Origin of the sequence: Streptomyces sp. SM18 (assembly GCF_002910775.2) — a bacterium.
GTDB lineage: Bacteria > Actinomycetota > Actinomycetes > Streptomycetales > Streptomycetaceae > Streptomyces > Streptomyces halstedii.
The window spans coordinates 3705768-3731870 of sequence record NZ_CP029342.1 but is presented as its reverse complement, the minus strand read 5'-3'; the positions used below and the strand labels follow the sequence as shown (position 1 = coordinate 3731870).

Genomic DNA, 26103 nt, shown 5'->3' with positions numbered 1-26103 from the left:
CTGTGGAGTGATCCCTGTCATGAACGTTTCCCGTATCGCCCTCGCCGGCGGCATCGCCGCGTCCACCGTGCTGCTGCTCGCCGGTCCCGCCGCCGCGCACGTCACCGTCCAGCCGCAGGGCGAGGCCGCCAAGGGCGGGTACGCCACCGTCAACTTCAAGGTCCCCAACGAGCGTGACAACGCCTCCACCGTCAAGTTGGAGGTCAGCTTCCCGACCGACCACCCGCTGGCCTCCGTCAGCCCGCAGCCCCTCGCCGGCTGGAAGATCGAGGTCACCAAGAGCAAGCTGGACACGCCGCTCGAAGTGCACGGCAAGAAGATCGACGAGGCCGTCTCCAAGGTCACCTGGACCGCGGACGGCAAGGGCATCGAGCCCGGCTTCTTCCAGCAGTTCCCGCTCTCGGTCGGGCAGCTCCCCGAGGACTCCGACCAGTTGGTCTTCAAGGCCCTCCAGACGTACAGCAACAAGGAAGTCGTGCGCTGGATCGAGGAGCCGGCCGCGAACGGCGAAGAGCCCGACAGCCCGGCGCCCGTCCTCAAGCTGACCGCCGCGGCGGACGACGCGCACGGTGCCGCCGACGCCGACGCCAAGGGCGGTAAGACGGAGCAGGCGAAGGACACCACGGCGGCCGCCGAGGACACCTCGTCGAACGGCAGTGACACCACGGCCCGCGTCCTGGGCGTCGTCGGCATCGTCGTCGGTGTCGCGGGCGTCGCGTTCGGTGTCCTCACCGGCCGCCGCCGCACCGCCTGACCCATAGCTCGACCACCCGCACCACAGACCAGGAATCAGCTCTCCATGCGCAACAAGAAGACGGTGCTGGCCGCGGCGTTCGCCGCCGTGGCCGCACTCACCCTCTCCGCCTGCGGTGACAGCGGCAGCTCGGCGGATTCGCCGGTCGCCGACGTCTCCGCCGACACGCGGACCAAGGCCGCGACGGTACTCGACCAGCCCTTCACGAAGCCGGACCTCGTCCTGACCGACACCCACGGCAAGACGTACGACCTGCGGGAGAAGACCAAGGGCAAGCCGACGCTCATCTACTTCGGCTACACCAACTGCCCCGACGTCTGCCCGCTGACCATGAGCAACATCGCGCTCGCCAAGCGGGCCCTGCCCGCCGCCGACCAGGACAAGCTCCAGGTCGTCTTCGTCACGACGGATCCCGAACGGGACACACCTGCGTCCCTGGGCAGCTGGCTCAAGGCCCAGGACCCCGATTTCACCGGTCTCACCGGCGACTTCCCGACCATCCAGGCGGGAGCGCGGCAGATCGGCATCGGTATCGACGCGCCGAAGAAGGAGAAGGACGGCACGGTCGTCTCCATGCACGGGTCCCAGGTCATCGCCTTCTCCCCGAAGACCGACGAGGGGTACGTGCTCTACAGCGAGGACACCACGGCCGACGACTACACCAAGGATCTCCCCGAGATCATCGAGGGGAAGAACCCGTGAACCGCCGCACAACCCTCCTCGGCGCGGTGGCTCTCACCACCGCGCTGGGGCTGACGGGGTGCTCCTCCGACAGCGCACCCGAACTGAAGGTGACCGGGGCGTTCATGCCGCAGCCCGTGAGCGACATGGCGGCCGGTTTCCTCGTCGTGGAGAACACCGGCGGCGCGGACCGGCTCACCTCGGTGACCAGTGCGCTCTCCGACCACGTCACGATCCACGAGACGAAGAACCAGGCGATGCGGATGGTCACGTCGTTCGAGGTGCCCGCGGGAGGCGAACTCGACCTCGAACGGGGCGGCAACCACATCATGTTCACCGACCTCAAGAAGCGGCCCCGGCCCGGGGACACGGTCACCGTGAAGCTCCACTTCGAGAAGGCGGGCGCGATCTCGGTCGACGTGCCCGTCAAGGAGTCCACCTACAACCCGAAGAAGTAGTGAGGTACTGACACTCCATGACAGCCACCGCCCCGCACTTCGGACCCTCCCCGACACGGCGGCCGCTCACCGCGGCCGCGCTCCTCGCCGTGCTGATCAGCCTGCTGTTCGGCATGGTGCTGGCCGGCGCGAGCCCGGCGTCCGCGCACGCCGCACTCACCGGGAGCGATCCGCAGGACGGGGCGGTGGTCGCCACCGCCCCCGAGGAGGTCGCCCTCACCTTCTCCGAGCAGATCGCCGTGAGCGACGACTCCATCCGCGTCCTCGACCCGAGCGGGGAGCGGGCCGACACCGGCGCGCCCCGCGAACTGACGGACGGGGGCCCGGTACGGTACGGCGTCGCCCTCCACAGCGGGCTGCCGGACGGCACCTACACCGTCGCCTGGCAGGCCGTCTCGGCGGACAGCCACCCGGTCTCCGGCGCCTTCACCTTCTCCATCGGAGCGCCGTCGGACACCACCGTCGCGCTCCCCTCCGACAAAGCCGGCGGCGGCCTCGTCGGCACCCTCTACGGCATCGCGCGCTACGCCGCGTACGCCGGTTTCATCCTCCTCGCCGGCGGCTCGGCCTTCGTGCTCGCCTGCTGGCGGCGCGGCGCGGGGGAACGGCCGCTCCAGCGCCTCGTCGTACGCGGCTGGATCACGCTCACCGCCGCCACCCTGGTCATGCTGCTCCTGCGCACCCCGTACACCGGCTCCGGCAAGCTGGCGGACGCGTTCGACCTGGACGGGCTCCAGGCCGTCCTCGACACCAAACCGGGGGCCGCGCTGGTCTCCCGGCTGCTGCTCCTGGGGGCCTCCGCGCTCTTCGTCGCCGTCCTCTTCGGGGCGTACGCCAAGCGCGAGGACGAGAAGGAGAAGCAGGACCTCACCTTCGGGCTGACGGTCGGCGGCGCGGTGCTCGCCATCGGCATCGCGGGCACCTGGGCGCTGGCCGAGCACGCCTCCACGGGCCTCCAGCCGGGCATCGCGATGCCGGTCGACGTGGCCCACCTGCTCGCCGTCGCCGCCTGGCTGGGCGGGCTCGCCGCGCTGCTGGTCGCCCTGTACCGGACACCGCACATCACGGCCGACGCGGTACGGCGGTTCTCCCGTGTGGCGTTCGGCAGTGTGGTCGTCCTCGCCGCCACGGGGCTCTACCAGTCCTGGCGGCAGGTGGGGTCGTGGTCCGCGCTGACGGGCACCTGGTACGGGCAACTGCTGCTGGTGAAGGTGGGGCTGGTGGCGGCGATCCTGGCCGTCGCCTGGTTCTCCCGGCGGTGGACCGGACGGCTGGTGGACGGCGCGGAGCGGAGCGCGTCCGTATCCGGCGAGGCGGAGGGATCGGGCGGTTCGGAGGCCTCCGGCGGCCCGGCCGGACCGGCCGGTCGGGACGAGGGCGCCTCGGTGGAGACCGCTGTGAACGCCCCTGTGGACGCCTCGGTGGAGACCGCTGTGAACGCCCCCGTGGACGCCTCGGTCGGGACTCGCGGCACCGAGAGTACGGACGTCCCTGCGCTCGCCGGTACCGCTGAAGCCACCGAGGTCACCGAAGCGGCCGAGGTAGCCGCCGAGGTGCCCAGGGCCACCGAAGTACCCGCCGCGGCCGCGAGCGACCCGGAGCGAGCCGCCCAACTCGCCCGGCAGCGCGCCGCCCTGACGGCCACCCGCAACAAGCGCGTCCGCGACGCCGACACCGAACGCTCCGGGCTGCGCCGCTCCGTGCTGATCGAAGCCGGTATCGCCGTGGTGCTCCTCGCGGTCACGACGGTGCTGACGAACACCGAGCCCGGACGGACCGAGGAGGAAGCGGCCCGCGGCAACACGGCGGCGACCGCCCCGGTGGCGGGCGGGCAGGTCAATCTGAGCCTGCCGTTCGACACGGGCGGGCAGAACGGCAAGGGGACCGTCCGGCTCGACCTCTCACCGGCCGGGTCCGGCGCCAACGACGTACACCTCTGGATCGACGGACCGGACGGCCCGATGGACGTTCCCGAGGTGAAGCTTGCCTTCACCCTGGAGTCCAAGGACATCGGCCCGCTCCCGGTCGTTCCCGACCGTCTGGCCCCGGGGCACTGGACGGCGAGCGACGTACAGATCCCGATGGCGGGCGACTGGAAGCTCGCCGTGACCGTCCGTACGTCGGACATCGACCAGACCACCATCGACGAGAACGTGAAGATCGGCTGAGCAAGGTGAGCACGAAGAAGACGAAGAGCGCCCGGCGGAGCGAGAACGGGGTCGGCGGCGCGGCAGCGGGGTCCGGTGGGGGCATGTCCCGGCGCGGGCTGATCGGCGGTGCCGGTGCCGCCGGCGCGGCCGGTCTGGTGCTCGGAGCGGCGGGCGGTGCCGGGGGGTACGCCGCGACCCGTGACGCAGCGCCGACCGCGCTGACCACGCTCGGCTCGGCGGAGGAGATGTTTCACGGGAAACATCAAGCGGGGATCACCACTCCGCTTCAGGCCCGCGGGCATCTGATCGCCTTCGACCTGGCGCCCGGGGCCGACCGGAAGGAAGCCGCAGCCCTGATGCGCCGCTGGTCGGCGGTGGCCGAGCGGCTGATGGCGGGCCGGCCCTCCGGCTCCGGTGCGGACCATGACACGGGGGTGGCGCTGGACGCCGGACCGTCCTCGCTGACCGTCACCTTCGGATTCGGGCGCACGTTCTTCGACCGTACGGATCTGGTCGCCCGCCGCCCGGCCGGGCTGGACCCGCTGCCGGCCTTCTCCTCGGACCGTCTCGACGCCAAGCGGTCCAACGGCGATCTCTGGGTGCAGATCGGCTCCGACGACGCGCTCGTGGCGTTCCACGCGCTGCGCGCGGTACAGAAGGAGGCGGGGGCGGCGGCCCGGGTGCGCTGGCAGATGAACGGCTTCAACCGCACCCCGGGAGCCACCGCCCGGCCGATGACGGCCCGGAACCTGATGGGCCAGGTAGACGGAACCGGCAACCCGAAGCCCGCGGACGGCGACTTCGAGCAGCGGATCTTCGTACAGGCCGGCGGCCCGGAGGAGCACGCGTGGCTGCAAGGCGGCTCGTACGCCGTCGTACGGCGGATCAGGATGCTTCTGGACGACTGGGAGAAGCTCAGCGTCGAGCGGCAGGAGCACGTCATCGGCCGCCGCAAGGCGGACGGCGCCCCGCTGAGCGGCGGCACCGAGACGACGACGATGGACCTGGACGCAGCGGGCCCCGACGGCAAGCCGCTGATTCCCGGCAACGCCCACGCCCGGATCTCCACGCCCGAGAAGAACGGGGGCGCCGCCATGCTGCGGCGGCCCTTCTCGTACCACGACGGCATGGCCGAGGACGGCACCCCGGACGCGGGGCTGCTGTTCATCTGCTGGCAGGCCGACCCGTTCCGGGGCTTCGTTCCGGTGCAGCGCAAGCTCGACCGCGGGGACGCGCTCTCCCCGTTCATCCGGCACGAGGCGAGCGGCCTGTTCGCCGTTCCGGGGGGCGTGGCTCCCGGGGAGTACGTGGGTCAACAGCTGCTCGAATCCTGAGCCGCGCGGATGCGGCGACGGTCCTCTACGTCCGTGCCGGGCCATTAGAGTGACCGTATGTCAGCCACGCGTTACGCCTACCTCGGCCCCGAAGGCACCTTCACCGAGGTGGCCCTCCGCACGCTCCCGGAAGCCGCCACCCGCGAACTCGTCCCGATGGTCTCCGTCCCGGCGGCGCTGGACGCGGTGCGCAACGGGCAGGCGGCGGCGGCGCTCGTCCCGATCGAGAACTCCGTGGAGGGCGGTATCACGGCGACGCTCGACGAGCTGACCACGGGCGCGCCGCTGATGATCTACCGGGAGGTGCTGCTCTCCATCACCTTCGCGCTGCTGGTGCGGCCCGGTACCGAGCTGTCCGACATCAAGACCGTCACCGCGCACCCGGCGGCCCAGCCCCAGGTGCGCAACTGGATGGCCGCCCATCTGCCGAACGCGGTGTGGGAGTCCTCCGCCTCGAACGCGGACGGGGCCAGGCTCGTCCAGGAGGGCCGGTACGACGCCGCCTTCGCCGGTGAGTTCGCCGCCGCGACGTACGGGCTGGAACCGCTCGTGACGGAGATCCACGACGCGGCGAACGCGCAGACCCGGTTCGTCCTGGTGGGGCGCCCGGCCAGGCCCTCGGCACCGACGGGGGCGGACAAGACCTCCGTGGTCATCTGGCTCGGCGAGGACCACCCGGGCGCCCTGCTCGAACTCCTCCAGGAGTTCGCGGTGCGCGGGGTCAACCTCATGCTGATCCAGTCACGGCCCACCGGGGAGGGCATCGGGAACTACTGCTTCGCCGTGGACACCGAAGGACACATCGCGGACCGCCGGGTCGGTGAGGCCTTGATGGGTCTGAAGCGGATCTGCCCGAAGGTGCGGTTCCTGGGTTCCTATCCGCGGGCCGGAGTGACGCCCGAAGAGGTGAGCCCGCTGCGGATCGGGACGTCGGACAAGGACTTCACCGAGGCCTCCGACTGGCTGGCCCGCAGCCAGGACGGCCGGGCCTGAGGGCCGGCGCCGGTACGCGGCACGGGCTGTGGGCGGAGCCGGAAAGTTATCCACAGGCACCCTGTGGGCTGGGGACAAGTCGACACCGGGAAGCCGCATGGTCGACAAATCGCCCTACACTCTCATGATCACCCGCAAGGCCACACCTCCGCCGTTGTCACCTAAATTCCGTTGATCAACTCTTTAGGGGCAGGAATTCCCACTCGAATGAGTGCCTGAACGGGGTTTGAGCAGTAAATAGGCGCCCCTCCCACAGCTTTCGGAATGATCACTTCCGATGTCCACAGATCTCCTTCACAGCCTGTGGATAACTAAACGGATCACCCCCTCCCTGTGGACAAGAGCACGCACTTCCCCGCCCCCCAACTCCCGCCCATGGAAACCGTGATGCCCCGACAGTGGGGGCATTTGCCCGCATTTCCATGTATTGATGATCCTCTACCGAAGATCTTCACCGACCCCACCGCCGCGCACCTCTCCACGGGAATATCGATTCCGGCAATCCCGACAAAACGCCGCACGCGTCGATATCGGTTCGAGTGGGGGATGTCCGCACCGGTAGCCTTGAGGGGTGATTGACCTTCGCCTGCTCCGTGAGGACCCCGACCGTGTTCGCGCCTCCCAGCGCGCCCGTGGAGAGGACGTCGCACTCGTCGACGCACTGCTCTCCGCCGACGAGCTGCGCAGGTCGTCCGGCGTCCGCTTCGACGAACTCCGCTCCGAGCAGAAGTCGCTCGGAAAGCTGATCCCCAAGGCCACCCCCGAGGAGCGCGCCGAACTCCTCGGGAAGGCCGACCGACTGAAGGCCGAGGTCAAGGCGGCCGACGTCGCCCGCGACGAGGCCGACGCCGAGGCCAAGCGACTGCTCCTCCTGCTCGGCAACGTGGTCCACGAGGACGTGCCGGTCGGCGGCGAGGAGGACTTCGTCGTCCTGGAGACGCACGGCACCGTCCGCGACTTCGGCGCGGAGGGCTTCGAGCCCAAGGACCACCTGGAGCTCGGTGAGGCGCTCGGCGCCATCGACATGGAGCGGGGCGCCAAGGTCTCCGGCTCGCGCTTCTACTATCTGACGGGCGTCGGCGCGCTCCTGGAGCTCGCCCTGGTCAACGCCGCCATCGCGCAGGCCACCGAGGCGGGCTTCGTCCCGATGCTGACGCCCGCGCTGGTGCGCCCCCGCGCCATGGAGGGCACGGGCTTCCTGGGCCAGGCCGCGGAGAACGTGTACCACCTGGAGAAGGACGACTACTACCTGGTCGGCACCTCCGAGGTCCCGCTCGCGGCGTACCACATGGACGAGATCATCGACGCGGACAAGCTGCCGCTGCGGTACGCGGGCTTCTCGCCGTGCTTCCGCCGCGAGGCGGGTACGTACGGCAAGGACACCCGGGGCATCTTCCGCGTCCACCAGTTCGACAAGGTCGAGATGTTCTCGTACGTCGATCCGGCGGACGCCGAGGCCGAGCACCGCAGGCTCCTGGACTGGGAGAAGCAGTGGCTCACCGGGCTGGAGCTGCCGTTCCAGGTGATCGACGTCGCCACCGGTGACCTCGGCGCGTCGGCCTCCCGGAAGTTCGACTGCGAGGCGTGGATCCCCACCCAGGGCAAGTACCGCGAGCTGACGTCCGCGTCGAACTGCGACGGCTTCCAGGCACGCCGGCTCTCGGTCCGCATGCGGGACGGGAAGAAGGTCCAGCCGCTGGCCACGCTGAACGGCACCCTGTGCGCCGTACCGCGCACGATCGTGGCGATTCTGGAGAACCACCAGCTGCCCGACGGTTCGGTGCGGGTGCCGGAGGTGCTCCGGCCGTACCTGGGCGGCCGCGAGGTCCTGAAGCCGGTCTCCAAGTGAGCTTCCCGTACAAGCTCGTCGCGACCGACCTCGACGGCACGCTGCTGCGTGGCGACGACACGGTCTCCGAGCGCACCCGCGAGGCGCTGGCCGAGGTCACCGCGGCCGGTGCCGCACACATCGTGGTCACCGGCCGGGCCGTCCCCTGGACCCGCTACATACTGGACGACCTGGGCTACGAGGGGCTGGCGGTGTGCGGCCAGGGCGCGCAGGTCTACCACGCCGGGGAACACCGGCTGCTGACCTCCCTGACGCTGGACCGCCGGCTGGCCGGGCTGGCGCTGTCCAAGATCGAGGCCGAGGTCGGTCCTCTTTCGCTGGCCGTGAGCCGTGACGGCCTCGACGGGGAGGTGCTGGTCGGGCCCGGCTACCGGGTGCACGACGGCCCGCTGCCGTACGTCTTCGTCGAGGACTCCACCGAGATGTGGACGGCCCCGCTGAACAAGGTCTACATCCAGCACCCGGAGCTGGACGACGACGCCCTGGCCGAGTCGGCCCGGCAGGCCGTGGGCGGCCTGGTGGACGTGGTCATGGCCGGACCGGGCGTGGTCGAGATCCTGCCCCTGGGCCTGAGCAAGGCGACCGGCCTCTCCCTCGCCGCCCGGCGCCTGGGCCTGACGGCGTCGGACACGGTGGCCTTCGGTGACATGCCGAACGACATACCCATGTTCGGCTGGGCCCGGCACGGGGTGGCCATGGCCAACGCCCACGAAGAGCTGAAGGCCGTGGCCCACCAGGTCACCGCCTCCAACGAGGACGACGGCATCGCCGTGGTGCTGGAGGACCTGCTCCGGACGCCGTCACCCCGCCCCTGACACGGCTCGAAGGGTCGGTGTCCCGCAGCCCGTGACACGGCTCGAACAGGCGGCGCCCCGCGGCCCGTGGGCCCGTGGCCACGCGGCGCCCGCCTCGGCCGCGGCACGCGCCTGACGAAGCCCGCGCCCGTACGGCAGCTGCCGTACGGGGGCGGGCTTCGTCCGTCTCGTCTTCGACGCGGAGGATGCGCGGATCGAACGCGCGCGGGGCGTACCCCGACGACGGCTTAGCAAGCCGCTGCCTTACCACTCGGCCAATCCTCCGGGAGGTGGCCGCGCGATGCGCGCGAGTGGCCACCTGGGGTCCTGCTGCGGCAGCGTCGCGCTCAGCTGATGGGGCTAGCGCGGTGCCTGCTGCGGACCACCCTGCGGGGAGCCCGGCGGACTCCAACTCCTGGCCATCGCCGCGCTCCTCCCCGGTTCCGGTCGGCGCCGTCCCGTGGCGCCGTCGGAACCACTGTGCCCGAACGCGCTGTCGGGGGTCCAGCGAATTACCGGCCCCCGACAGCGCTTGTCCGCCCGCGCGCGTCAGCCGCTCCGGCGGTGGTCCAGGCCCTCGACCCGCCGGGCCACCTCGTCCAGACGCGCGTCCAGCCGGCCGATGTCCTGCGCCACGTCGGTCAGCCGGACGCTGATGGCGCCGACGACCTGGTGGGTGAGGTCCAGCTTCCGGTCGAGGACGTCGAGACGGTACGACATCCGGCCCAGTACGGGCCCCAGCTCCTGGAGCGCGCGCCCGACCCCGGCCAGGCAGCCCTCCACATGGGAGACGCGACGGTCGAGCGAGGCGTAGGCCACCCGGAGCTCCTCCTCGGCGTCGAGCAGATAGGTACGGACGCAGCGGGCGATGTCGCTGTCGCGAAGAAGCATCGCGATGTTGAGCACGGTCCTGCGGGTGTAGAGGGTGAGCTGCGTGGCTGCCTGTGGATAACCTGGCCCCTCGTTCCCCTTCCATAGGGACAACATGTCCCTATGGAAGTTGTGCAGGTCAGAGCCGCGCAGCCGCCTCAGCCCGTTCCCCTCAAGCTCGGCGCGATGGCGCTGTGTCACCTTTTTGACGACCTCTGTGGATACTTCGAAGTACCGCGCCACGTCCTCTGTGCGAACGTGAATTCCGTCAGGGAGCATGACAAGGCTCTTGATCTTGTCGAGGGCGTCGACGCGCCCCATCCGCTCGGCACGCAGCGCGTGGGATTCGAGCAGGGCGACTTCCGTGGGCATGGGCATGCCTTTCGTGCGGGGGTACGGCGATGGACGGCCCAGTCCCCGGGCTGCGGGGGTGGAGGGCGCTCACGGTTGCCACTTGCTCGATGACCGGCCCGATGGCCGGCATTCCCCTAGGTCACGAAAGCTCGACGCCACAGATTCCAGTTGCCTCCACGCACCCGGCCCAACGAACCGATAAGCGTACGGTCACGCGCCCGGCCCCGCACATACGGCAACCCCCGCCCACCGGGCGGGGGTTGCCGTCAGAGCCGTTCGACGGGAGCCGGTCTCACTCCTCGCCCGCGAGCTTCAGCGCCCGCAGTTTCTGGCCCGCGTACCAGGTGGCCACGACCGTGACGCCCACCAGCAGGACCGTGGCCAGCGGCAGGCCCACGTCCGAGGTGACCAGGCCCTCCCCGGCGACCTTCTCGGCGACCGAGAGGGACCACTGCTGCACGCTGAGCGTCCTTGCGCCCGGCACCAGGCTGCCGAACAGTGCCTCCCACACCAGCGCGTACACCAGGCCGAAGACCACCGCGTGCCGGCTGACCGTGCCGAGCAGCAGGAACAGCGCGCTGTACGCGATCGACGCGACCAGCGCCGCGATCGTGTACGCGACCGCGATCTGCCCGCCGTTGCCGTTGAGGACGAAGCCCGCGACCAGGGTCGGCACCGCGGAGAAGAGCATCGTCACACCGATGGCGACGATGAGCTTGGTGAAGATGATCGTCGGCCGCTTCACCGGCTTGGCCAGCAGATAGACGATCGAGCCGTCGTCGATCTCCGGTCCGATGGCACCCGTGCCGGCGATGACGCCGATCAGCGGCACCATCGTCGCGATGGCGAACCCGCCGAGCACCCCGGACGCGACGTCGTCGTCCGCCCCGGCGAACGCCCGTACCGCCACGGCGATGGCGACCAGCAGCACCGGCAGGACGAACAGGATGGCGGCCCGGCGCCGGCCGAGCAGGGCCCGGTAGGTGAGCCGGGCGACTGTGGGGTCGTACATGACGCTTCACAGCTCCTTTCAGGCCACTACTCAGGCCGCTACGAGATAGGAAAAGACCGATTCGAGGGACTCGTCGGACGGGGAGACGGTCAGCAGCCGGATCCCGTGCGCACGGGCCACCTGGGGCAGCAGCGCCGTGAAGCGCCCGAAGTCGACCGCCTGGATCAGCAGGGCGCCTTCGGTGGCGTCGACCTCGATCCCCGCCGTGGAGGGGTCCGCGATCAGCGCGGCGGCCAGGGCCCGGTCGTCGCTGGAGCGCACGGTGTAGCGGTGCGGCCGGTCGGTCATCAGCCGGCGGATCCTGCGGAAGTCGCCGGAGGCCGCGTGCCGTCCCGCCACGATCACCTCGATGTGCGAGGCGAGTTGCTCGACCTCCTCCAGGATGTGCGAGGAGAACAGGACCGTACGGCCCTCCGCCCCCATCCGCCGCAGCAACTCCATCAGCTGCATCCGCTGACGCGGGTCCATGCCGTTGAACGGCTCGTCGAGCAGCAGGACGGAGGGGTCGTGCACCAGGGCGGACGCCATCTTCACGCGCTGGCGCATGCCCTTGCTGTACGTGGCGATCTTGCGGTCCTGCGCGTACTCCATCTCGACCGTGGCGAGCGCCCGCTGCGCGGCGGCGGCGTCCAGGCCGTGCAGTTCCGCGTTGGCGACGACGAACTCGCGACCGGTCAGGAAGTCGTACATCCCCTCCCGCTCCGGCACGATGCCGATCGCCCGGTAGACCGCCTCGTTGCGCCAGATCTGCTTGCCGTCGAGGGTGACCTTGCCGGTGGACGGGGCCAGGAAGCCGGCCATCATGTTGATCAGCGTGGACTTGCCGGCGCCGTTGGGACCCAGCAGCCCCGTGACGCCGGGGCCGATGGTCATGCTCACGTCGTTGACGGCGACCACGTTGCCGAACCAGCGCGAGGTGTGGTCGATCTCGATGGTGGTCACAGCCCGACCCTCCGGTAGCGGCGCATCAGGACGGCGTACGAGCCGGCGACGAGCGCGAGAACAACGAGCAGATAGACCACACCGGCCGCGGCGCCCGGCCCCTCGCCGCCCGGGAAGGCGGAGGTGGCCCCGAGGAACGCGGTCTGCACCCCGTCGATGAGCGTGATCGGCGAGAACAGGCCCAGCCAGGAGACCGCACCGGTCGACCCGGTCGTCCAGGCGATCCCCTGGACCGTGGAGACGGCCCCGTAGGTGATGGTCAGCACGGCGATGACGGCGGCGACTCCGAAGCCGCGCCGCGGGGTCAGCGCGGCGACCACGAGCCCGAGCCCCGCGAACAGCACCGACAGCAGGGCCACCGAGACCATCCCCTGTCCGAACCACTTGGTCTGATCGGCGAAGTCGAACTTGGCCAGCAGCGCGCCCACATAGAGGATGACGAGCGGCAGCCCGGTGAGGACCAGCAGGGCCGACGCCATCGCGCCGAACTTGGCGAGCACGTAGTCGACGCGCTCGATCGGCCGGGAGAAGTACAGCGGCACGCTCTTGAAGCGGAGGTCCCTCGACACGGACTGCGGCGCCTGGGACGCGACGAACAGCCCGATCACGGCCTGGAGGTAGATCGCGAACGAGGTGTACCGGACGGGGAGTTTCGTCATGGTGGGCGCGGCCATGGCGACGGCCACGATGATCAGCGCCACCAGGCACATCACCCCGCACAGCAGCATCGGCAGCACCTTGGACTTGGCGGACCGGCCCAGGCCGAACGCACCCCGCAGGGACTGCGAGTAGAGCGAGCGGCGGGCGTAGGAACGGCCCAGCCGGACACCGTCGTACGAGCGGTATCCGATGTTGTGGATCCGGGAGGCCTCGCTCCCGGTCGCGGTCCCGGTGTCAGCGCTCATCACGGCCGCTCCCCTTCTGCTGTCCTGCTCCGGCCGCCGCGGGCACGGCCGCCTGCGGGGCCGCCCCGTTCCGGAAGACCTCGGCGATGTGGTGGCGTCGCTGCTCCATGCGGACCAGGCCGAGTCCCAGCCCGGCGACACTGTCGCGGACCAGGTCGTAGGTGTCCTCGCCGGCCGCCTCCAGCAGGAGGATGTGGCCGGCGCCCGGCAGTCCTTCGCCGTCGAGCCCGTCGCGGCCCAGAAACGTGACCCCGGCGGCGGTCAGCGCGCGGCGCAGGGCGTCCGTCCCGTCGGGGTGCTCGTCGCTGTCCGTGACCTCGACCGCCAGGGTCGCGGTCGTCCGGGTGAAGTCGCTGGTGGAGCTCGAACGCAGCAGCGCGCCGCCGTCGATGACGACGACGTGGTCGCAGGTGCGCTCCAGTTCACCGAGGAGGTGCGAGGTGACCAGGACGGAGATCCCGAAGTCCGTGTGGACCCGGCGGATCAGGGCGAGCATGTCGTCGCGGCCCACCGGGTCCAGCCCGTTGGTCGGCTCGTCCAGGAGCACCAGCTTCGGGTCGTGGACCAGCGCCTGGGCCAGCTTGACCCGCTGCTTCATGCCGGTGGAGTAGCCGCCGATGGGGCGGTAGCGCTCCTCGTACAGGCCGACGTGCCGCAGGGTGTCGGCGGTGCGCTCACGCGCCGCCGTCGGAGGCAGGCCCGACATCCGCGCCATGTGGACGACGAACTCGGTCGCCGACACGTCGGGCGGCAGGCAGTCGTGCTCGGGCATGTACCCGACCCGCTCCCGGATCGCGGCGCCTTCGGTCGCGACGTCGAGCCCGAGCACCGCGGCCCTGCCCTCGGTGGCGGGGGACAGACCCAGCAGGATCTTGATCAAGGTGGACTTGCCGGCCCCGTTGGAACCCACCAGGCCGGTCACACCGGGTCCGATGTCCAAGGAGAGCCGGTCAAGCGCGGTCACCCGGGGGAACCGCATCGTCAGGCTTTCGGTCGCGATCACAGTCACGTCTACGAAGGTAGCGGCGCACCCCCCGCGCGTCGTCAGCCCTGACGGTCGTATCGGCGTCCGACCAGAGGCGTACGAACCCGTAAGGGGACCCCGTGAAGGATGATCCGTCATCCACAGGTGGCGGCCGTCCCTTGACGCATCGGCGCCGGGTTGCCACATTCGGCGGTGTCACGTTACGGACACGTAGCGCGATGCCGACATCGACAAGGGGACGGCGTGAAGCTGCGGGGCGCGCGCGAGCGCTGGGTGAGCACGGGCGGGATCGAGCTGTGCGTGGCCGAGTTGGGCAACGCGGAACGGCCGACGATCGTACTCGTCCACGGCTATCCGGACAGCAAGGAGGTCTGGTCGCGGGTGGCGGAGCGGCTCGCGGAGAAGTGGCACGTGGTCCTGTACGACGTGCGGGGACACGGCCGTTCGACGGCTCCCCGCCCGCTGCGGGGCGGCTTCACCCTGGAGAAGCTGACCGACGACTTCCTGGCCGTCGTGGACGCGGTGAGCCCCGGCCGTCCGGTCCATGTGGTGGGGCACGACTGGGGATCGGTGCAGTCGTGGGAGTTCGCCACGGTGGACCGCACCAAGGGACGGATGGCGTCGTTCACGTCCCTTTCCGGGCCCTGCCTCGACCACTTCGGCCACTGGATCAGGCACCGGACGACCCGGCGGACCCGGCGCGGCATGGGGGAGTTGGCGGGCCAGGGCGCCAAGTCCTGGTACGTGTACGCGCTGCACACCCCCGTCCTGCCCGAGATGGCCTGGCGCGGGCCGCTCGGCCGCCAGTGGCCGCGGATCCTGCGGCGGATGGAGAAGGTGCCCGCGGACGGCTACCCGACGTCCTCACTGCCCAGGGACGCCTCCCACGGCGCCTGGTTGTACCGGGACAACATCCGTACGCGGCTGCGCAGACCGCGACCGGACCCGTACGCGCATGTGCCGGTGCAGCTGATCACGCCGACCGGTGACGCCTTCCTGTCGCCTTCGCTCTACGACGAACTGGACGACTGGGTGCCCCGGTTGGTGCGACGCTCGCTGCCGGCGAAGCACTGGGTCCCGCGCACCCGGCCGGAGCAGTTGTCCCGGTGGATCGCGGAGTTCGTCACCGATGTCTCCTGAGACACGCGAAGGGCGTTGTCCGGCACGCGACTTGGGCAACTGTGCCGCGTGCGGGGCGCTTTCGCGGCACGACCGTCAACCACCGTGTGGAGAACCGTCCTTACGCCTGGGGATCCGAACAGGGCTACAGAGCACCAAGATTGGGCAAATGCCGCATATCACCCACTGGTTGTCCACAGTTTCACCAAGTTTCCTGTGGATAACCGGACTTGGCTGTGGATCAAACCTGGTGGGCGCCATCGGTGTCGCGAACCGCGCGTGAATTCCGGATGCGCCGAGACCACCGGCGCGGGCACGCTGACGGGATGAACGCACCACGCACCGTGAAGGTGTCGAAGTACCTGTCGAAGCACCTCCGGCATCAACCGGAGCGCATCGGGATCGCACTCGACGCCCAGGGCTGGGTGCCCGTGGAGGCGCTGCTGCGGGCCTGCGCCCGTCACGGGTTCCCCGTGAGCCGGGCCGAGCTCGACCAGGTGGTGGCGGCCGACGACAAGCGGCGCTTCGCCCTCTCCGGCGACCGCGTCCGCGCCAACCAGGGCCACAGCGTCCCGGTCGACCTCGCGCTGCCGCCGGCCGAGCCCCCCGAGTACCTCCACCACGGCACGGTCGGCCGGTTCCTCGACGCGATCCGCGCCGAGGGGCTGCGCCCCATGGCCCGCCACCACGTCCACCTCTCGCCCGACCGTGAGACGGCCACCCGCGTCGGCGCCCGGCGCGGCGTCCCGGTCGTCCTCGCCGTACACGCGGGCGCCATGCACCGCGCGGGCCACCTCTTCCATGTGAGTGCCAACGGTGTCTGGCTCACCGGCTCCGTCCCCCCGCGCTTCCTGCGCCTGCCCTCCCGGACCCCGCGACGGTCACCGTAGAGTCGGGCGCATGACCTCCTCCCGCCGCCTGAGCACCGTGATCCTGCCCATCCACCGGTGGAACGACGGTGGCCGCGCCCTGTGGACCCGAGCCGAACACCTGGGCTTCCACGCCGCGTACACCTACGACCACCTCGCCTGGCGTACCTTCCGCGACGGGCCCTGGTTCGGCGCGATCCCCACCCTGACGGCGGCCGCCGCCGCCACCGAGCGGATGCGCCTGGGCACGCTGGTCACCTCGCCCAACTTCCGGCACCCGGTGACGCTCGCGAAGGAACTCATCTCCCTCGACGACATCTCCGACGGGCGCGTCACTCTCGGCATCGGTGCCGGAGGGAACGGCTTCGACGCCACGACCCTGCGCGGGACCGGCGAGGAGCCCTGGACCCCACGGGAGCGCGCCGACCACTTCGACGCGTTCGTGCCCCTCCTGGACCGGCTGCTCCGGGAGCCGTCCGTGACACACGAGGGGCCCTTGTACGTGGCGAACGAGGCCCGGAACATCCCCGGATGCGTCCAGCGCCCCCGGCTGCCGTTCGCGGTCGCCGCGACCGGGCCGCGCGGGCTGAAGCTGGCCGCCCGGTACGGGCAGGCGTGGGTGACCACCGGGGACCCCAAGCTGTTCGAGGCCGGAACGCCTGAGCAGTCCGTGGCGGCCCTGCGGGGGCAGATCGAACGGCTGGGCGAGGCCGGGGAGGCGGTCGGCCGGGACACCCGGGATCTGGACAAGATCCTTCTGACCGGTTTCACACCGGACCGCCCGCTGACGTCGTTCGACGCGTTCGTGGATTTCGCCGGTACTCACTTCGCGCTCGGATTCACCGAGATCGTCCTGCACTGGCCGGTCCCGGACTCCGATTTCGCGGCGGACGAGGCCGTATTCGAACGGATCACCACCGAAGGCCTGTCCCAGCTCGACTGACCCTCCGGCCCTGATCGCACCCCGAAGCAGCCCCCTCGGCCCTTGGCATATGCCATTGACACGTACCGCAGCTCAGCGGCTCGCGGTCTCAGATGGGCGCCCCTCTGCACGACCGTGCGACCCGGTACGGGAGAATGGCGGGGTGACCTCAGCGATGGACCCCCCTCTGCCCGCCCTCACCCGGCTGATCGCCACCGACCTGGACGGCACTCTGCTGCGGGACGACAAGACCCTGTCGGACCGCACGATCGCGGCCCTCGCGGCAGCCGAGAAGGCGGGGATCGAGGTCTTCTTCGTCACCGGGCGGCCGGCCCGCTGGATGGATGTCGTCAGCTCCCACGTGCACGGCCACGGCATGGCCATCTGTGCGAACGGCGCGGCCGTCGCCGACCTCCACGCGGACGGACGGCTGGTCGAGGTCCGTCCGCTGGAGCGGGGCGCGGCCCTGGACGTCGTCCGGATCCTGCGGGACGCCGCTCCGGGCACGTCGTTCGCCGTCGAACTGACCACGGGCATCCACTACGAGCCCGCCTATCCGCCGTTCCACCTGGACCCGGGTGCCACCGTGGCCGTTGCCGAGAAACTGCTCCAGGAGGAGGAGCCGGGTTCCGGCGCCCCGGTCCTGAAGGTGCTCGCCCACCACCCGGAGATGACCCCGGACGGGTTTCTGACACTGGCGCGTGAGGCGGCGGGCGAGATCGCCTCGTTCACCCGTTCCAGCCCCACCGCGCTGCTGGAGATCAGCGGGCTCGGAGTCTCCAAGGCGGGGACGCTCGCCGCCTGCTGTGCCGAGCGCGGCATCGCCCCGGCCGAGGTGGTCGCCTTCGGCGACATGCCGAACGACGTGGAGATGCTCAGCTGGGCGGGCGCGTCGTTCGCGATGGGCAACGCCCATCCGGCAGCGCTGGCGGCGGCGACCGGGGTCACCCTCACCAACAACGAGGACGGCGTCGCGATCGTCATCGAGCGGATCCTCGCGGGGCACTGACACCGGGCTCGACCGGCGAGGGCCCGGCGCGGACCCGGCGTGGACCTGCGGCGCGCCGGGCAACGTACGCCGAGGACCCAGGGCCGGACCTCCCGCACGCCCAGGCGTCAGAGCGGGACCTGCCAGTACACCGTCGTCCCCCCGCCGTCCTTCCCCGTACCCGGGCCGAACCAGCTCGCCCCGCCCAGTGACTCCGCGCGGCGGGCGAGATTGCGCAGCCCGCTGCGCCGCCCGCCCTCCGGGATGCCCACCCCGTCGTCGGCGACCGACAGCCGTACGGCCTCCCGCCCGTCCGGCAGGGTGGCGGTGGCGTCGACGCCCACGTCGACCCGCGAGGCCCCCGCGTGCCGGAAGGCGTTGGACAGTGCTTCGCGCAGCGCGGCGATCAGGTTCTTGCCCGCGAGTTCCCCCACGAGCGAGTCGACCGGCCCCAGGAAGCGGTGCGACGGTCTGAAACCGAGGGGAACCGCGGCCATGCCGATCTCCCGCAGCACCCGGGCCCGCAGCCCGCCGGGCGTCTCGGCGTGTTCCTGCTGGAGGGCGAAGACCGCCGTGCGGATCTCCTGGATGGTCACGTCCAGTTCGTCGACGGCGCGCCCGACGCCCGCCCGCACCTCCGGGACCGCCGACCGCTGCTGAGCCTGTTCCAGCATCATCCCGGTGCTGAAGAGGCGCTGGATGACCAGGTCGTGCAGGTCACGCGCGATCCGGTCCCGGTCCTCGTAGACGGCGAGGCGCTCCCGGTCGCGCTGCGCCTCCGCCATCATCAGCGCGAGTGCGGCCTGCGCCGCGAACTGGGTGGCCAGCAGACGTTCCGCCTCGCTGTACGGGCGGCTCCCTCTCGCCCGGGGGATGGCGAGCGCGCCGAGTACCCGTCCGCCGATGCTCAGCGGCAGCAGCATGTGCGGCCCGAAGCCGTCGGCGAGCCGCGTGATCGTACGGCTGTCGGTCGTCGCGTCGTCCATGAAGACCGCTTCGCCCCTGAGCAGCGCGGCCACCACCGGGCTCCGGTGCGGGACGATCCTGCCCAGCGCCCCGCCCCGGTCGCCGTCCGCGACGGCCACGACCTCCAGACCGCCCTGCTCGGCCGGGAGCAGTACGACGGCGGCGGCCGAGTCGGCGAGGCGGCGGGCCTGTTCGGCGACGACGGTCAGCGCCTCGTCGGCGTCCCCGCCGGACAGCAGCGCCGTGGTGACGGCCACGGACCCGTCGATCCACCGTTCACGCTGCCGGGCCGCCTCGTACGCCCGCGCGTGGGCGACGGCGATCCCGGCCTCCGTGGCGAGCACCTGCAACAGATGCAGGTCGGTCTCGTCGAAGGGCTCCTCGCCGTCCTTCTCCGCCACGTAGAGGTTGCCGAACAGTTCGCCCTGGACATGGACCGGCACCCCGAGGAACGTCCGCATCAGCGGGTGGGCGGTCGGGAAGCCGGCGAACCTCGGATCGGCCGTCAGGTCGGCCAGGCTGATGGGGCCCGGCTCGCGGATGAGCGCGCCCAGCAGACCGGTGCGGCCGTCGGGCCGGTGTCCGACGGCGTGGGCGACCTCCTCGGGCACGCCGTGGGTGACGAAGTCGGAGAGCCCCTCCCCCGACTCGTCCAGGACGCCGACGGCGGCGTAACGGGCGTGGGTGAGTTCGGCGGCGGTCGCGCAGACCCGGTCGAGGGTGGAGCGCAGTTCCAGTCCGGTACCCACGGACCTGGTGGTGGCCTCCAGCAGCTCCGGGACGCGGGCGGTGAGCTCGTCGGAGAGCCCTCGCAGACTTCCGGTGGGCCGCGTCGCGGCGTCGTCCGGGTCCTTCGGCTCCTGCTCGGCCATGCGTCGAGCGTAGTCACGCGGGGCCTGTACCGCGTTTCGCGGAGAGGGCCCGGCGGCCGCCCGCGCCGCCCCCTACGCGGCGACGGCCCCGGCCGGCGTACCCGCCCGCTCGCGTTCCAGCATCCCGCGCAGCGGCCCGTCCGCCACGGCCAGTTCCGCGTACGCCCCGCGCTGCGCGATCCGGCCCTCGTCGAGCACCAGGACCTCGTCGACGGCGTCCAGACCGGCCAGCCGATGGGTGATCAGCAGAGTCGTCCGTCCCCGGGTGGCGTCCAGCAGATCCGCGGTCAGCGCGTCCGCCGTCGCCAGGTCGAGGTGCTCGGCCGGCTCGTCCAGGACCAGTACGGGGAAGTCGGCCAGGAGGGCCCGCGCCAGCGCCAGCCGCTGCCGCTGGCCGCCCGAGAGCCGGGCGCCGTGTTCACCCACCAGGGTGTCGATGCCGTCCGGCAGCGACCGGACCCAGTCCAGCAGCCGGGCGCGGCCGAGGGCGTCGCTCAGTTCGTCGTCCGTGGCGTCCGTCCGCGCGAGCCGCAGGTTCTCCCGGATGGAGCTGTCGAAGACGTGCGCGTCCTGGGCGCACAGCCCGACGAACGTCCGGACCGTGTCACCGTCCAGTGCTGACGCCTCCACACCGCCCAGGCTGTACATGCCCTCCCTGGCGTCCAGGAAGCGGAGCAGCACCTGGGCGAGGGTGGTCTTCCCCGAGCCGGACGGCCCCACCACCGCCACGCGCCGCCCCGGGACGAGCGTCAGGGCGACGGAGTCCAGGGCGTCGCGGTCCGCTCCCCCGTACCGGGCCGACAGGTCGCGCAGGACGAGCGGGAAGGGAGAGGCGGGGGCCTCGGCCGGGTCGGCGGGTTCCCGTACGGGCAGCGGGGCGTCGAGCACCTCGTAGACCCGTTCCGCGCTCCGCCCGATCCTGCGGCGGAACTGCACGGCGAGCGGCAGTCCGTTCACCGCCTCGAAGGCGGCGAGCGGGGTGAGGACGACGACGGCGAGAGCCACACCGGCCAGGCGTCCGTCGTGCACCGCCGGAAGGGCGACCAGCGCGGCCGCGACGACGGTGAGGCCGCAGAGCAGTGCGGACAGCCCGGCGCCGACCGCGGTCGCGGTCGCCGCGCGCGAGGCGATCGCGGTGAGGTCCGCGTCGGCCGCCCGCGCCTCCCGCTTGCGCCGGGGCAGCGCGCCGGCGACCGTCAGCTCGGCCGTGCCGCCGAGCAGATCGGCGACCCGGACCGCCAGCCGGGACCGCGCGGGCGCCAGCATGCGTTCCGCGTGCCGGGCCGCGGCGCCGCTCACCAGCGGCACACCCACACCGGCGAGAACCAGCCCGGCCGCCAGCACGGCCCCGGCCTCGGGAAGCAGCCAGCCGGTGAAGCCCACGGCCCCCAGCCCGACGAGGAGCGCCGTTCCGGCGGGCAGCAGCCACCGCAGCCAGTAGTCCTGGAGGGCGTCCACATCGGAGACGAGCCGGGTGAGCAGGTCGCCCCGCCGGGCCGTACGCAGACCGGCGGGCGCCACCCGCTCCAGCCCGCGGTACACCGCGACCCTGAGCTCGGCGAGCGTCCGGAGCACCGCGTCGTGCGAGACCAGCCGCTCCGCGTACCGGAAGACCGCCCGGCCCAGGCCGAAGGCCCTGGTCGCGGTGACCGCCACCATGAGGTACAGCACGGGGGGCTGCTCCGAGGCGCGGGAGATCAGCCAGCCGGAGACCGCCATCAGACCCACCGACGAACCCACGGCGAGGCTGCCCAGCAGAAGTGCCAGGGACAGCTTCCCGCGTTCGGCACGGGCGGTCTCCCTGATCCGCGCGAACACCCGGCCGCTGCCCGGGAGAGCGGCCCGCGGTGTCTCCCGCTCCTCCGGTACCGGAGGCAGGGCCGTCACCGATCCGTCCCGCCCACCGGGCTCCCGGCCCGGCTGCGGCGCCAGATGCCCGGTGTCCGGCTGTCCGTCCTCGCGCGGCTCCAGCGCCACCACCCGGTCCGCGACCGCGAGCAGTGCCGGGCGGTGGACCACCAGCAGCACGGTGCGCCCCTCGGCCAGCCTCCGCACCGCGTCCACGATCCCGGCCTCGGTCTCGCCGTCCAGGCTCGCCGTCGGCTCGTCGAGGAGCAGCAGAGGCCGGTCGGCCAGGAACGCCCGTGCCAGCGCGAGCCGTTGCCGCTGCCCCGCGGAGAGCCCCGCTCCGTCCTCTCCCAGCGCGGTATGGGTCCCGTTCGGCAGAGCGGCCACGAAGTCGTACGCCCCTGCCTCCCGCAGAGCCGACTCCACCGCCCGGTCGTCGGCCTCGGGGCGCGCCAGCCGTACGTTGTCCGCGATCGTCCCGGCGAAGAGATGGGGGCGCTGGGGCACCCAGGCGATCTGCTCGCGCCAGCGCTCCGGTGACAGGGTCGAGAGGTCCGTCCCACCGACGCGTATCCGCCCCTCGTCGGGACGGGTGAAGCCGAGCACCACGTCGAGGAGCGTGGACTTGCCGACTCCGCTCGGGCCGACCAGGGCGACGGTCTCCCCCGGTTCCACCACCAAGTGGGCCGCGTCCAGCGAAGGCGCGGTGCGTCCCGGGTGCCGGACGGTCACTCCCTCCAGCTCGATGCGCGGCGACGCGGGGACGGCCGAGGTCCCGGCCGTCGGACGCTCGGTCTCCAGGACCGAGAAGATCTCCTCGGCGGCCGAGAGCCCCTCCGCCGCCGCGTGGTACTGGGCCCCTACCTGCCGGATCGGCAGATACGCCTCGGGCGCGAGGATGAGGATGACCAGTCCGGTGTAGAGGTCGAGTTCGCCGTGGACGAGCCGCATCCCGATCGTGACGGCGACCAGCGCCACCGAGAGCGTCGCCAGCAGCTCCAGGGCGAACGAGGAAAGGAAGGCGACACGCAGCGTCCGCAGGGTGGCCCGGCGGTACTGCGAGGTGATGGCGCGGATCGATTCGGCCTGTGCCTTGGCACGCCCGAAGACCTTCAGCGTCGGCAGCCCGGCGACCACGTCGAGGAAGTGACCGGAGAGCCTCGACAGCAGGTGCCACTGGCGGTCCATCCGGGACTGGGTGGCCCAGCCGATCAGCGCCATGAAGAGAGGGATCAGAGGCAGGGTGACCACGATGATCGCGGCGGAGACCCAGTCCTCGGTGACGATCCTGGCCAGGACCGCCACCGGTACGACGACGGCCAGTCCGAGCTGCGGCAGATAGCGCGAGAAGTAGTCGTCGAGCGCGTCCACCCCCCGGGTGGCCAGCGCCACCAGGGAGCCGGTGCGCTGTTCCCCCAGCCAGCCAGGCCCGAGGTCGGCGGCGCGTTCCATGAGCCGGCCGCGCAGCTCGGACTTGACCGCCGCGCTCGCCCGGTACGCGGCACGCTCGGTCAGCCAGGCGACGAGAGCCCGGCCCAGCGCGACCCCGACGAGCAGGAGGAGGGGTGTGCGGAGTCCGTGAACGGTGAGGCCGTCCTCGAATCCGCCCACCACCACCTCGGCGACCAGCATGGCCTGAGCGATCACCAGGGCGGCTCCGGCCAGCCCGAGCCCCACCACGGCCGCCAGGAAGAAGCGTGTGGCGCGGGCGTACCTGAGCAGGCGCGGGTCGATCGGTTTCACGTGAAACAGCTCCCCAGTGAACTCATGTCGTGCGGTCGTGCGACGGGGTCAGTGCGGATCGGCGATGTGCTGCGTACCGATGCGCTTACGGAACACCCAGTACGTCCAGCCCTGGTAGAGCAGCACGAGCGGGGTCGCGATGCCCGCACACCAAGTCATGATCGTGAGGGTGTATCCGCTGGACGAGGCGTTGGTGACGGTGAGGTTCCAGGCGTCGTCCAGCGAGGACGGCATGACGTTCGGGAAGAGCGTCAGGAAGAGCATCGTCACCGTGGCCGCGATGGTCAGGCCGGACAGCGCGAACGACCAGCCCTCACGCCCGGCCGCGATGGCTCCGATCGCGGCGACCAGGGAGACCGCGGCGACCAGCAGCGCGGCCAGGCTCCAGCCGTCACCGTTGTCGAGCTGCGTCAGCACGAGGAAGACCAGCGCCAGCACCGCGGTGGCCACGCCGAGCTTGACCGCGAGGGCGCGCGCCCGTCCCCGGATGTCACCGACGGTCTTGAGCGCGGCGAACACCGCGCCGTGGAAGGTGAAGAGGAAGAGGGTGACCAGACCGCCCAGGAGCGCGTACGGGTTGAGCAGGTCCCAGAGGTTGCCGACGTACTCCATGTCGGCGTCGATCTTCACCCCGCGGACGATGTTCCCGAACGCCACGCCCCAGAGCACGGCGGGGACCAGCGAGGTCCAGAAGATCGCGTGCTCCCAGTTGGTCTGCCAGCGTTCCTCGGGCCGCTTCGCCCGGTACTCGAACGCGACCCCGCGCACGATCAGACAGACCAGGATGATCAGCAGCGGCAGGTAGAACCCGGAGAACAGGGTGGCGTACCACTCCGGGAAAGCGGCGAAGGTCGCGCCGCCGGCGCTGAGCAGCCACACCTCGTTCCCGTCCCAGACCGGGCCGATCGTGTTGATCAGGACCCGGCGTTCCTTGCGGTCGCGGGCCAGCAGCTTGGTGAGGACCCCGATACCGAAGTCGAACCCCTCCAGGAAGAAGTAACCGGTCCACAGGACGGCTATGAGCACGAACCAGACGTCGTGGAGTTCCATCTCTCAGCTCCCCAGCTCTCAGTAGGAGAAGGCCATCGGCCGGTCGGCGTCGTCCTCGTCGTGACCGCCGATCTTCTTGGGCGGATTCAGGTCGGCCTCGGTGAGTTCCGGCGGGCCGGCCTTGACGTACTTGACGAGGAGCTTGACCTCGATCACGGCGAGGATCGCGTAGAGCGCGGTGAAGCCGATCATCGAGGTGAGGACCTCGCCCTGCGAGACGCCGGGGGAGACCGCGTCCCGGGTCTGGAACACCCCGAACACCACCCAGGGCTGCCGTCCCATCTCGGTGAAGATCCAGCCCCAGGAGTTGGCGATCAGCGGGAAGAGCATGGTCCACAGCGCGGTGATCCAGTAGAGCCGGGTGAACTTCGGGCTCAGCGCCTTGTTCCTGAAGAGCACCAGATGGGGCACCTCGTCCTCACCGGTGCGCAGGGCCGGTGGCAGCAGGAACTTCCTCCGGGTCAGCCACAGTCCCAGCAGGCCGAGTCCGAAGGACGCCATGCCGAAGCCGATCATCCACCGGAAGCTCCAGAAGGCGACCGGGATGTTGGGCCGGTAGTCACCGGGCCCGTAGGTCTCCTGGAGCTGTTCGTTGATGTCGTTGATACCGGGGACGTGCGAGGTGAAGGTGTTGTCCGCGAGGAAGGAGAGCACTCCGGGGATGGAGATCTCCACGTCGTTGTGGCCCTTGGCGACGTCGCCGACCGCGAAGAGCGAGAAGGGCGCGCCGTCCTCGCCCTCCCACAGGGCCTCCGCGGCGGCCATCTTCATGGGCTGCTGCTTGAACATCACCTTGCCGAGGGTGTCGCCGCTGACCGCGGTGAGCATTCCCGCGACGACCACCGTGACCAGCCCGACCCGCAGTGAGGTGCGCATCACCCGGATGTGCCGCTTGCGCGCCAGGTGGAAGGCGGAGATGCCCACCATGAAGGCCCCGCCCACGAGGAACGCCGCCGTGATGGTGTGGAAGAACTGGGTGAGCGCGGTGTCCTGGGTGAGCACCTTGAGGAAGTCGGTGAGCTCGGCCCGCCCGCGTTCCTCGTTGATCCGGTAGCCGACCGGGTGCTGCATCCAGGAGTTGGCCGCCAGGATGAAGAACGTGGAGAGGATCGTCCCGAGGGAGACCATCCATATGCAGGCCAGGTGGATCTTCTTGGGCAGCTTGTCCCAGCCGAAGATCCAGAGCCCGATGAAGGTGGACTCGAAGAAGAAGGCGATGAGCGCCTCGAAGGCCAGCGGGGCCCCGAACACGTCACCGACGAACCGCGAGTAGTCGGACCAGTTCATACCGAACTGGAACTCCTGGACGATGCCGGTGACCACGCCCATGGCGATGTTGATCAGGAACAGCTTTCCCCAGAACTTGGTGGCCCTGAGGTACTTCTCGTTGTCCGTCCGCACCCAGGCGGTCTGCAGGCCCGCGGTGAGCGCGGCGAGAGAGATCGTCAAGGGGACGAACAGGAAGTGGTAGACGGTGGTGATGCCGAACTGCCATCGCGCCAGAGTCTCCGGTGCCAGAGCTAGATCCACGCCTCTTCTCCTTGCATCGCCGCGATCACGGCCTCGAATCGTCCCCATTGATCCGGACGATCACGGGAGAAACGGGACACGCTTGTGAACGCGTTCACATTCACAAGCAATTATG

20 protein-coding genes, 1 tRNA gene and 1 pseudogene are annotated in these 26103 nt (G+C 70.9%); 12 read left to right on the top strand and 10 right to left on the bottom strand.

What is annotated here, in order from left to right; genetic code table 11:
* Positions 1–19: 19 nt before the first annotated feature.
* The 8 genes from B9S64_RS16680 to B9S64_RS16645 all read left to right on the top strand — a co-directional run bounded on the left by B9S64_RS16680 (position 20) and on the right by B9S64_RS16645 (position 9034).
* Positions 20–754 carry a YcnI family protein gene (locus B9S64_RS16680; RefSeq protein WP_103492829.1) on the top strand — a complete coding sequence of 245 codons (735 nt, stop codon included), beginning with the start codon at positions 20–22 and terminating at the stop codon, positions 752–754.
* A 45-nt stretch (positions 755–799) separates the two neighbouring features.
* On the top strand, positions 800–1456 hold the full coding sequence (locus B9S64_RS16675) for an SCO family protein (protein WP_103492828.1): 657 nt from the start codon (positions 800–802) through the stop codon (positions 1454–1456).
* Positions 1453–1893 carry a copper chaperone PCu(A)C gene (locus tag B9S64_RS16670; RefSeq protein WP_103492827.1) on the top strand — a complete coding sequence of 147 codons (441 nt, stop codon included), beginning with the start codon at positions 1453–1455 and terminating at the stop codon, positions 1891–1893. The genes B9S64_RS16675 and B9S64_RS16670 overlap by 4 nt, the downstream gene beginning before the upstream one ends.
* A 17-nt stretch (positions 1894–1910) precedes the next feature.
* Positions 1911–4061, top strand: a complete 2151-nt coding sequence (locus B9S64_RS16665) for a copper resistance CopC/CopD family protein (protein WP_103492826.1) — start codon at positions 1911–1913, stop codon at positions 4059–4061.
* Between the two features lie 83 nt (positions 4062–4144).
* Positions 4145–5377 (top strand): iron uptake transporter deferrochelatase/peroxidase subunit, encoded by a 1233-nt coding sequence (gene efeB / locus B9S64_RS16660; RefSeq protein ID WP_103492844.1) that lies wholly within the window; start codon positions 4145–4147, stop codon positions 5375–5377.
* A gap of 57 nt (positions 5378–5434) precedes the next feature.
* On the top strand, positions 5435–6370 hold the full coding sequence (gene pheA / locus B9S64_RS16655; protein WP_103492825.1) for a prephenate dehydratase: 936 nt from the start codon (positions 5435–5437) through the stop codon (positions 6368–6370).
* A gap of 571 nt (positions 6371–6941) precedes the next feature.
* The gene (serS, locus tag B9S64_RS16650) at positions 6942–8219 is read left to right on the top strand and encodes a serine--tRNA ligase (RefSeq protein WP_103492824.1); all 1278 of its coding nucleotides are present in this window, start codon (positions 6942–6944) and stop codon (positions 8217–8219) included.
* Positions 8216–9034: an HAD family hydrolase gene (locus tag B9S64_RS16645; protein ID WP_103492823.1), complete on the top strand. Its 819-nt coding sequence runs from the start codon at positions 8216–8218 to the stop codon at positions 9032–9034. Before serS ends, B9S64_RS16645 begins: the two co-directional genes overlap by 4 nt.
* Positions 9035–9213: 179 nt before the next feature.
* Here the strand turns inward: B9S64_RS16645 and B9S64_RS16640 are convergent.
* From B9S64_RS16640 to B9S64_RS16615, 6 genes are all read right to left on the bottom strand, one after another.
* Positions 9214–9298 (bottom strand) — tRNA-Ser (locus tag B9S64_RS16640).
* A 264-nt stretch (positions 9299–9562) separates the two neighbouring features.
* Complete coding sequence (locus tag B9S64_RS16635) at positions 9563–10255, bottom strand: hypothetical protein (protein WP_103492843.1); 693 nt, start codon at positions 10253–10255, stop codon at positions 9563–9565.
* Between the two features lie 274 nt (positions 10256–10529).
* Positions 10530–11249 (bottom strand): ABC transporter permease, encoded by a 720-nt coding sequence (locus B9S64_RS16630; protein ID WP_103492822.1) that lies wholly within the window; start codon positions 11247–11249, stop codon positions 10530–10532.
* 30 nt (positions 11250–11279) lie between these two features.
* On the bottom strand, positions 11280–12191 hold the full coding sequence (locus B9S64_RS16625) for an ABC transporter ATP-binding protein (protein ID WP_103492821.1): 912 nt from the start codon (positions 12189–12191) through the stop codon (positions 11280–11282).
* Positions 12188–13096 carry an ABC transporter permease gene (locus B9S64_RS16620; protein ID WP_103492820.1) on the bottom strand — a complete coding sequence of 303 codons (909 nt, stop codon included), beginning with the start codon at positions 13094–13096 and terminating at the stop codon, positions 12188–12190. Before B9S64_RS16620 ends, B9S64_RS16625 begins: the two co-directional genes overlap by 4 nt.
* Entirely contained in the window at positions 13086–14075 is a 990-nt protein-coding gene (locus tag B9S64_RS16615; RefSeq protein WP_103492842.1) for an ABC transporter ATP-binding protein, read from the bottom strand. Before B9S64_RS16615 ends, B9S64_RS16620 begins: the two co-directional genes overlap by 11 nt.
* Positions 14076–14324: 249 nt before the next feature.
* Here B9S64_RS16615 and B9S64_RS16610 point away from each other — a divergent pair.
* The 4 genes and pseudogenes from B9S64_RS16610 to B9S64_RS16590 all read left to right on the top strand — a co-directional run.
* Positions 14325–15209: pseudogene (locus tag B9S64_RS16610) on the top strand (alpha/beta fold hydrolase); the annotation flags it as partial.
* A gap of 317 nt (positions 15210–15526) precedes the next feature.
* Positions 15527–16090: an RNA 2'-phosphotransferase gene (locus B9S64_RS16600; RefSeq protein WP_103492817.1), complete on the top strand. Its 564-nt coding sequence runs from the start codon at positions 15527–15529 to the stop codon at positions 16088–16090.
* A 10-nt stretch (positions 16091–16100) separates the two neighbouring features.
* Positions 16101–17012 (top strand): LLM class flavin-dependent oxidoreductase, encoded by a 912-nt coding sequence (locus B9S64_RS16595; protein ID WP_103492816.1) that lies wholly within the window; start codon positions 16101–16103, stop codon positions 17010–17012.
* Positions 17013–17154: 142 nt separating this feature from the next.
* On the top strand, positions 17155–18000 hold the full coding sequence (locus B9S64_RS16590; protein WP_103492815.1) for a Cof-type HAD-IIB family hydrolase: 846 nt from the start codon (positions 17155–17157) through the stop codon (positions 17998–18000).
* Positions 18001–18107: 107 nt separating this feature from the next.
* Here the strand turns inward: B9S64_RS16590 and B9S64_RS16585 are convergent, their stop codons facing one another.
* The 4 genes from B9S64_RS16585 to B9S64_RS16570 form a co-directional block, all read right to left on the bottom strand.
* Entirely contained in the window at positions 18108–19817 is a 1710-nt protein-coding gene (locus B9S64_RS16585) for a GAF domain-containing protein (protein ID WP_103492814.1), read from the bottom strand.
* A gap of 72 nt (positions 19818–19889) precedes the next feature.
* Positions 19890–23408 carry a thiol reductant ABC exporter subunit CydD gene (cydD, locus tag B9S64_RS16580; RefSeq protein ID WP_103505075.1) on the bottom strand — a complete coding sequence of 1173 codons (3519 nt, stop codon included), beginning with the start codon at positions 23406–23408 and terminating at the stop codon, positions 19890–19892.
* Between the two features lie 48 nt (positions 23409–23456).
* A complete protein-coding gene (gene cydB / locus B9S64_RS16575) occupies positions 23457–24458 on the bottom strand; it encodes a cytochrome d ubiquinol oxidase subunit II (RefSeq protein ID WP_103492249.1) in 1002 nt (333 codons plus the stop codon).
* Between the two features lie 18 nt (positions 24459–24476).
* Positions 24477–25988 carry a cytochrome ubiquinol oxidase subunit I gene (locus B9S64_RS16570; RefSeq protein WP_103492250.1) on the bottom strand — a complete coding sequence of 504 codons (1512 nt, stop codon included), beginning with the start codon at positions 25986–25988 and terminating at the stop codon, positions 24477–24479.
* Positions 25989–26103 lie beyond the last annotated feature (115 nt).

Excerpts from the sequence above, each read along its gene's own strand:
- efeB (WP_103492844.1), top strand. The coding sequence starts at position 4,145 with ATGTCCCGGCGCGGGCTGATCGGCGGTGCCGGTGCCGCCGGCGCGGCC.
- cydB (WP_103492249.1), bottom strand. The coding sequence starts at position 24,458 with ATGGAACTCCACGACGTCTGGTTCGTGCTCATAGCCGTCCTGTGGACC.
- B9S64_RS16665 (WP_103492826.1), top strand. The coding sequence starts at position 1,911 with ATGACAGCCACCGCCCCGCACTTCGGACCCTCCCCGACACGGCGGCCG.
- B9S64_RS16615 (WP_103492842.1), bottom strand. The coding sequence starts at position 14,075 with ATGCGGTTCCCCCGGGTGACCGCGCTTGACCGGCTCTCCTTGGACATC.
- B9S64_RS16635 (WP_103492843.1), bottom strand. The coding sequence starts at position 10,255 with ATGCCCACGGAAGTCGCCCTGCTCGAATCCCACGCGCTGCGTGCCGAG.
- B9S64_RS16680 (WP_103492829.1), top strand. The coding sequence starts at position 20 with ATGAACGTTTCCCGTATCGCCCTCGCCGGCGGCATCGCCGCGTCCACC.
- B9S64_RS16620 (WP_103492820.1), bottom strand. The coding sequence starts at position 13,096 with ATGAGCGCTGACACCGGGACCGCGACCGGGAGCGAGGCCTCCCGGATC.
- pheA (WP_103492825.1), top strand. The coding sequence starts at position 5,435 with ATGTCAGCCACGCGTTACGCCTACCTCGGCCCCGAAGGCACCTTCACC.
- B9S64_RS16675 (WP_103492828.1), top strand. The coding sequence starts at position 800 with ATGCGCAACAAGAAGACGGTGCTGGCCGCGGCGTTCGCCGCCGTGGCC.
- B9S64_RS16595 (WP_103492816.1), top strand. The coding sequence starts at position 16,101 with ATGACCTCCTCCCGCCGCCTGAGCACCGTGATCCTGCCCATCCACCGG.
- B9S64_RS16585 (WP_103492814.1), bottom strand. The coding sequence starts at position 19,817 with ATGGCCGAGCAGGAGCCGAAGGACCCGGACGACGCCGCGACGCGGCCC.
- B9S64_RS16600 (WP_103492817.1), top strand. The coding sequence starts at position 15,527 with ATGAACGCACCACGCACCGTGAAGGTGTCGAAGTACCTGTCGAAGCAC.
- B9S64_RS16630 (WP_103492822.1), bottom strand. The coding sequence starts at position 11,249 with ATGTACGACCCCACAGTCGCCCGGCTCACCTACCGGGCCCTGCTCGGC.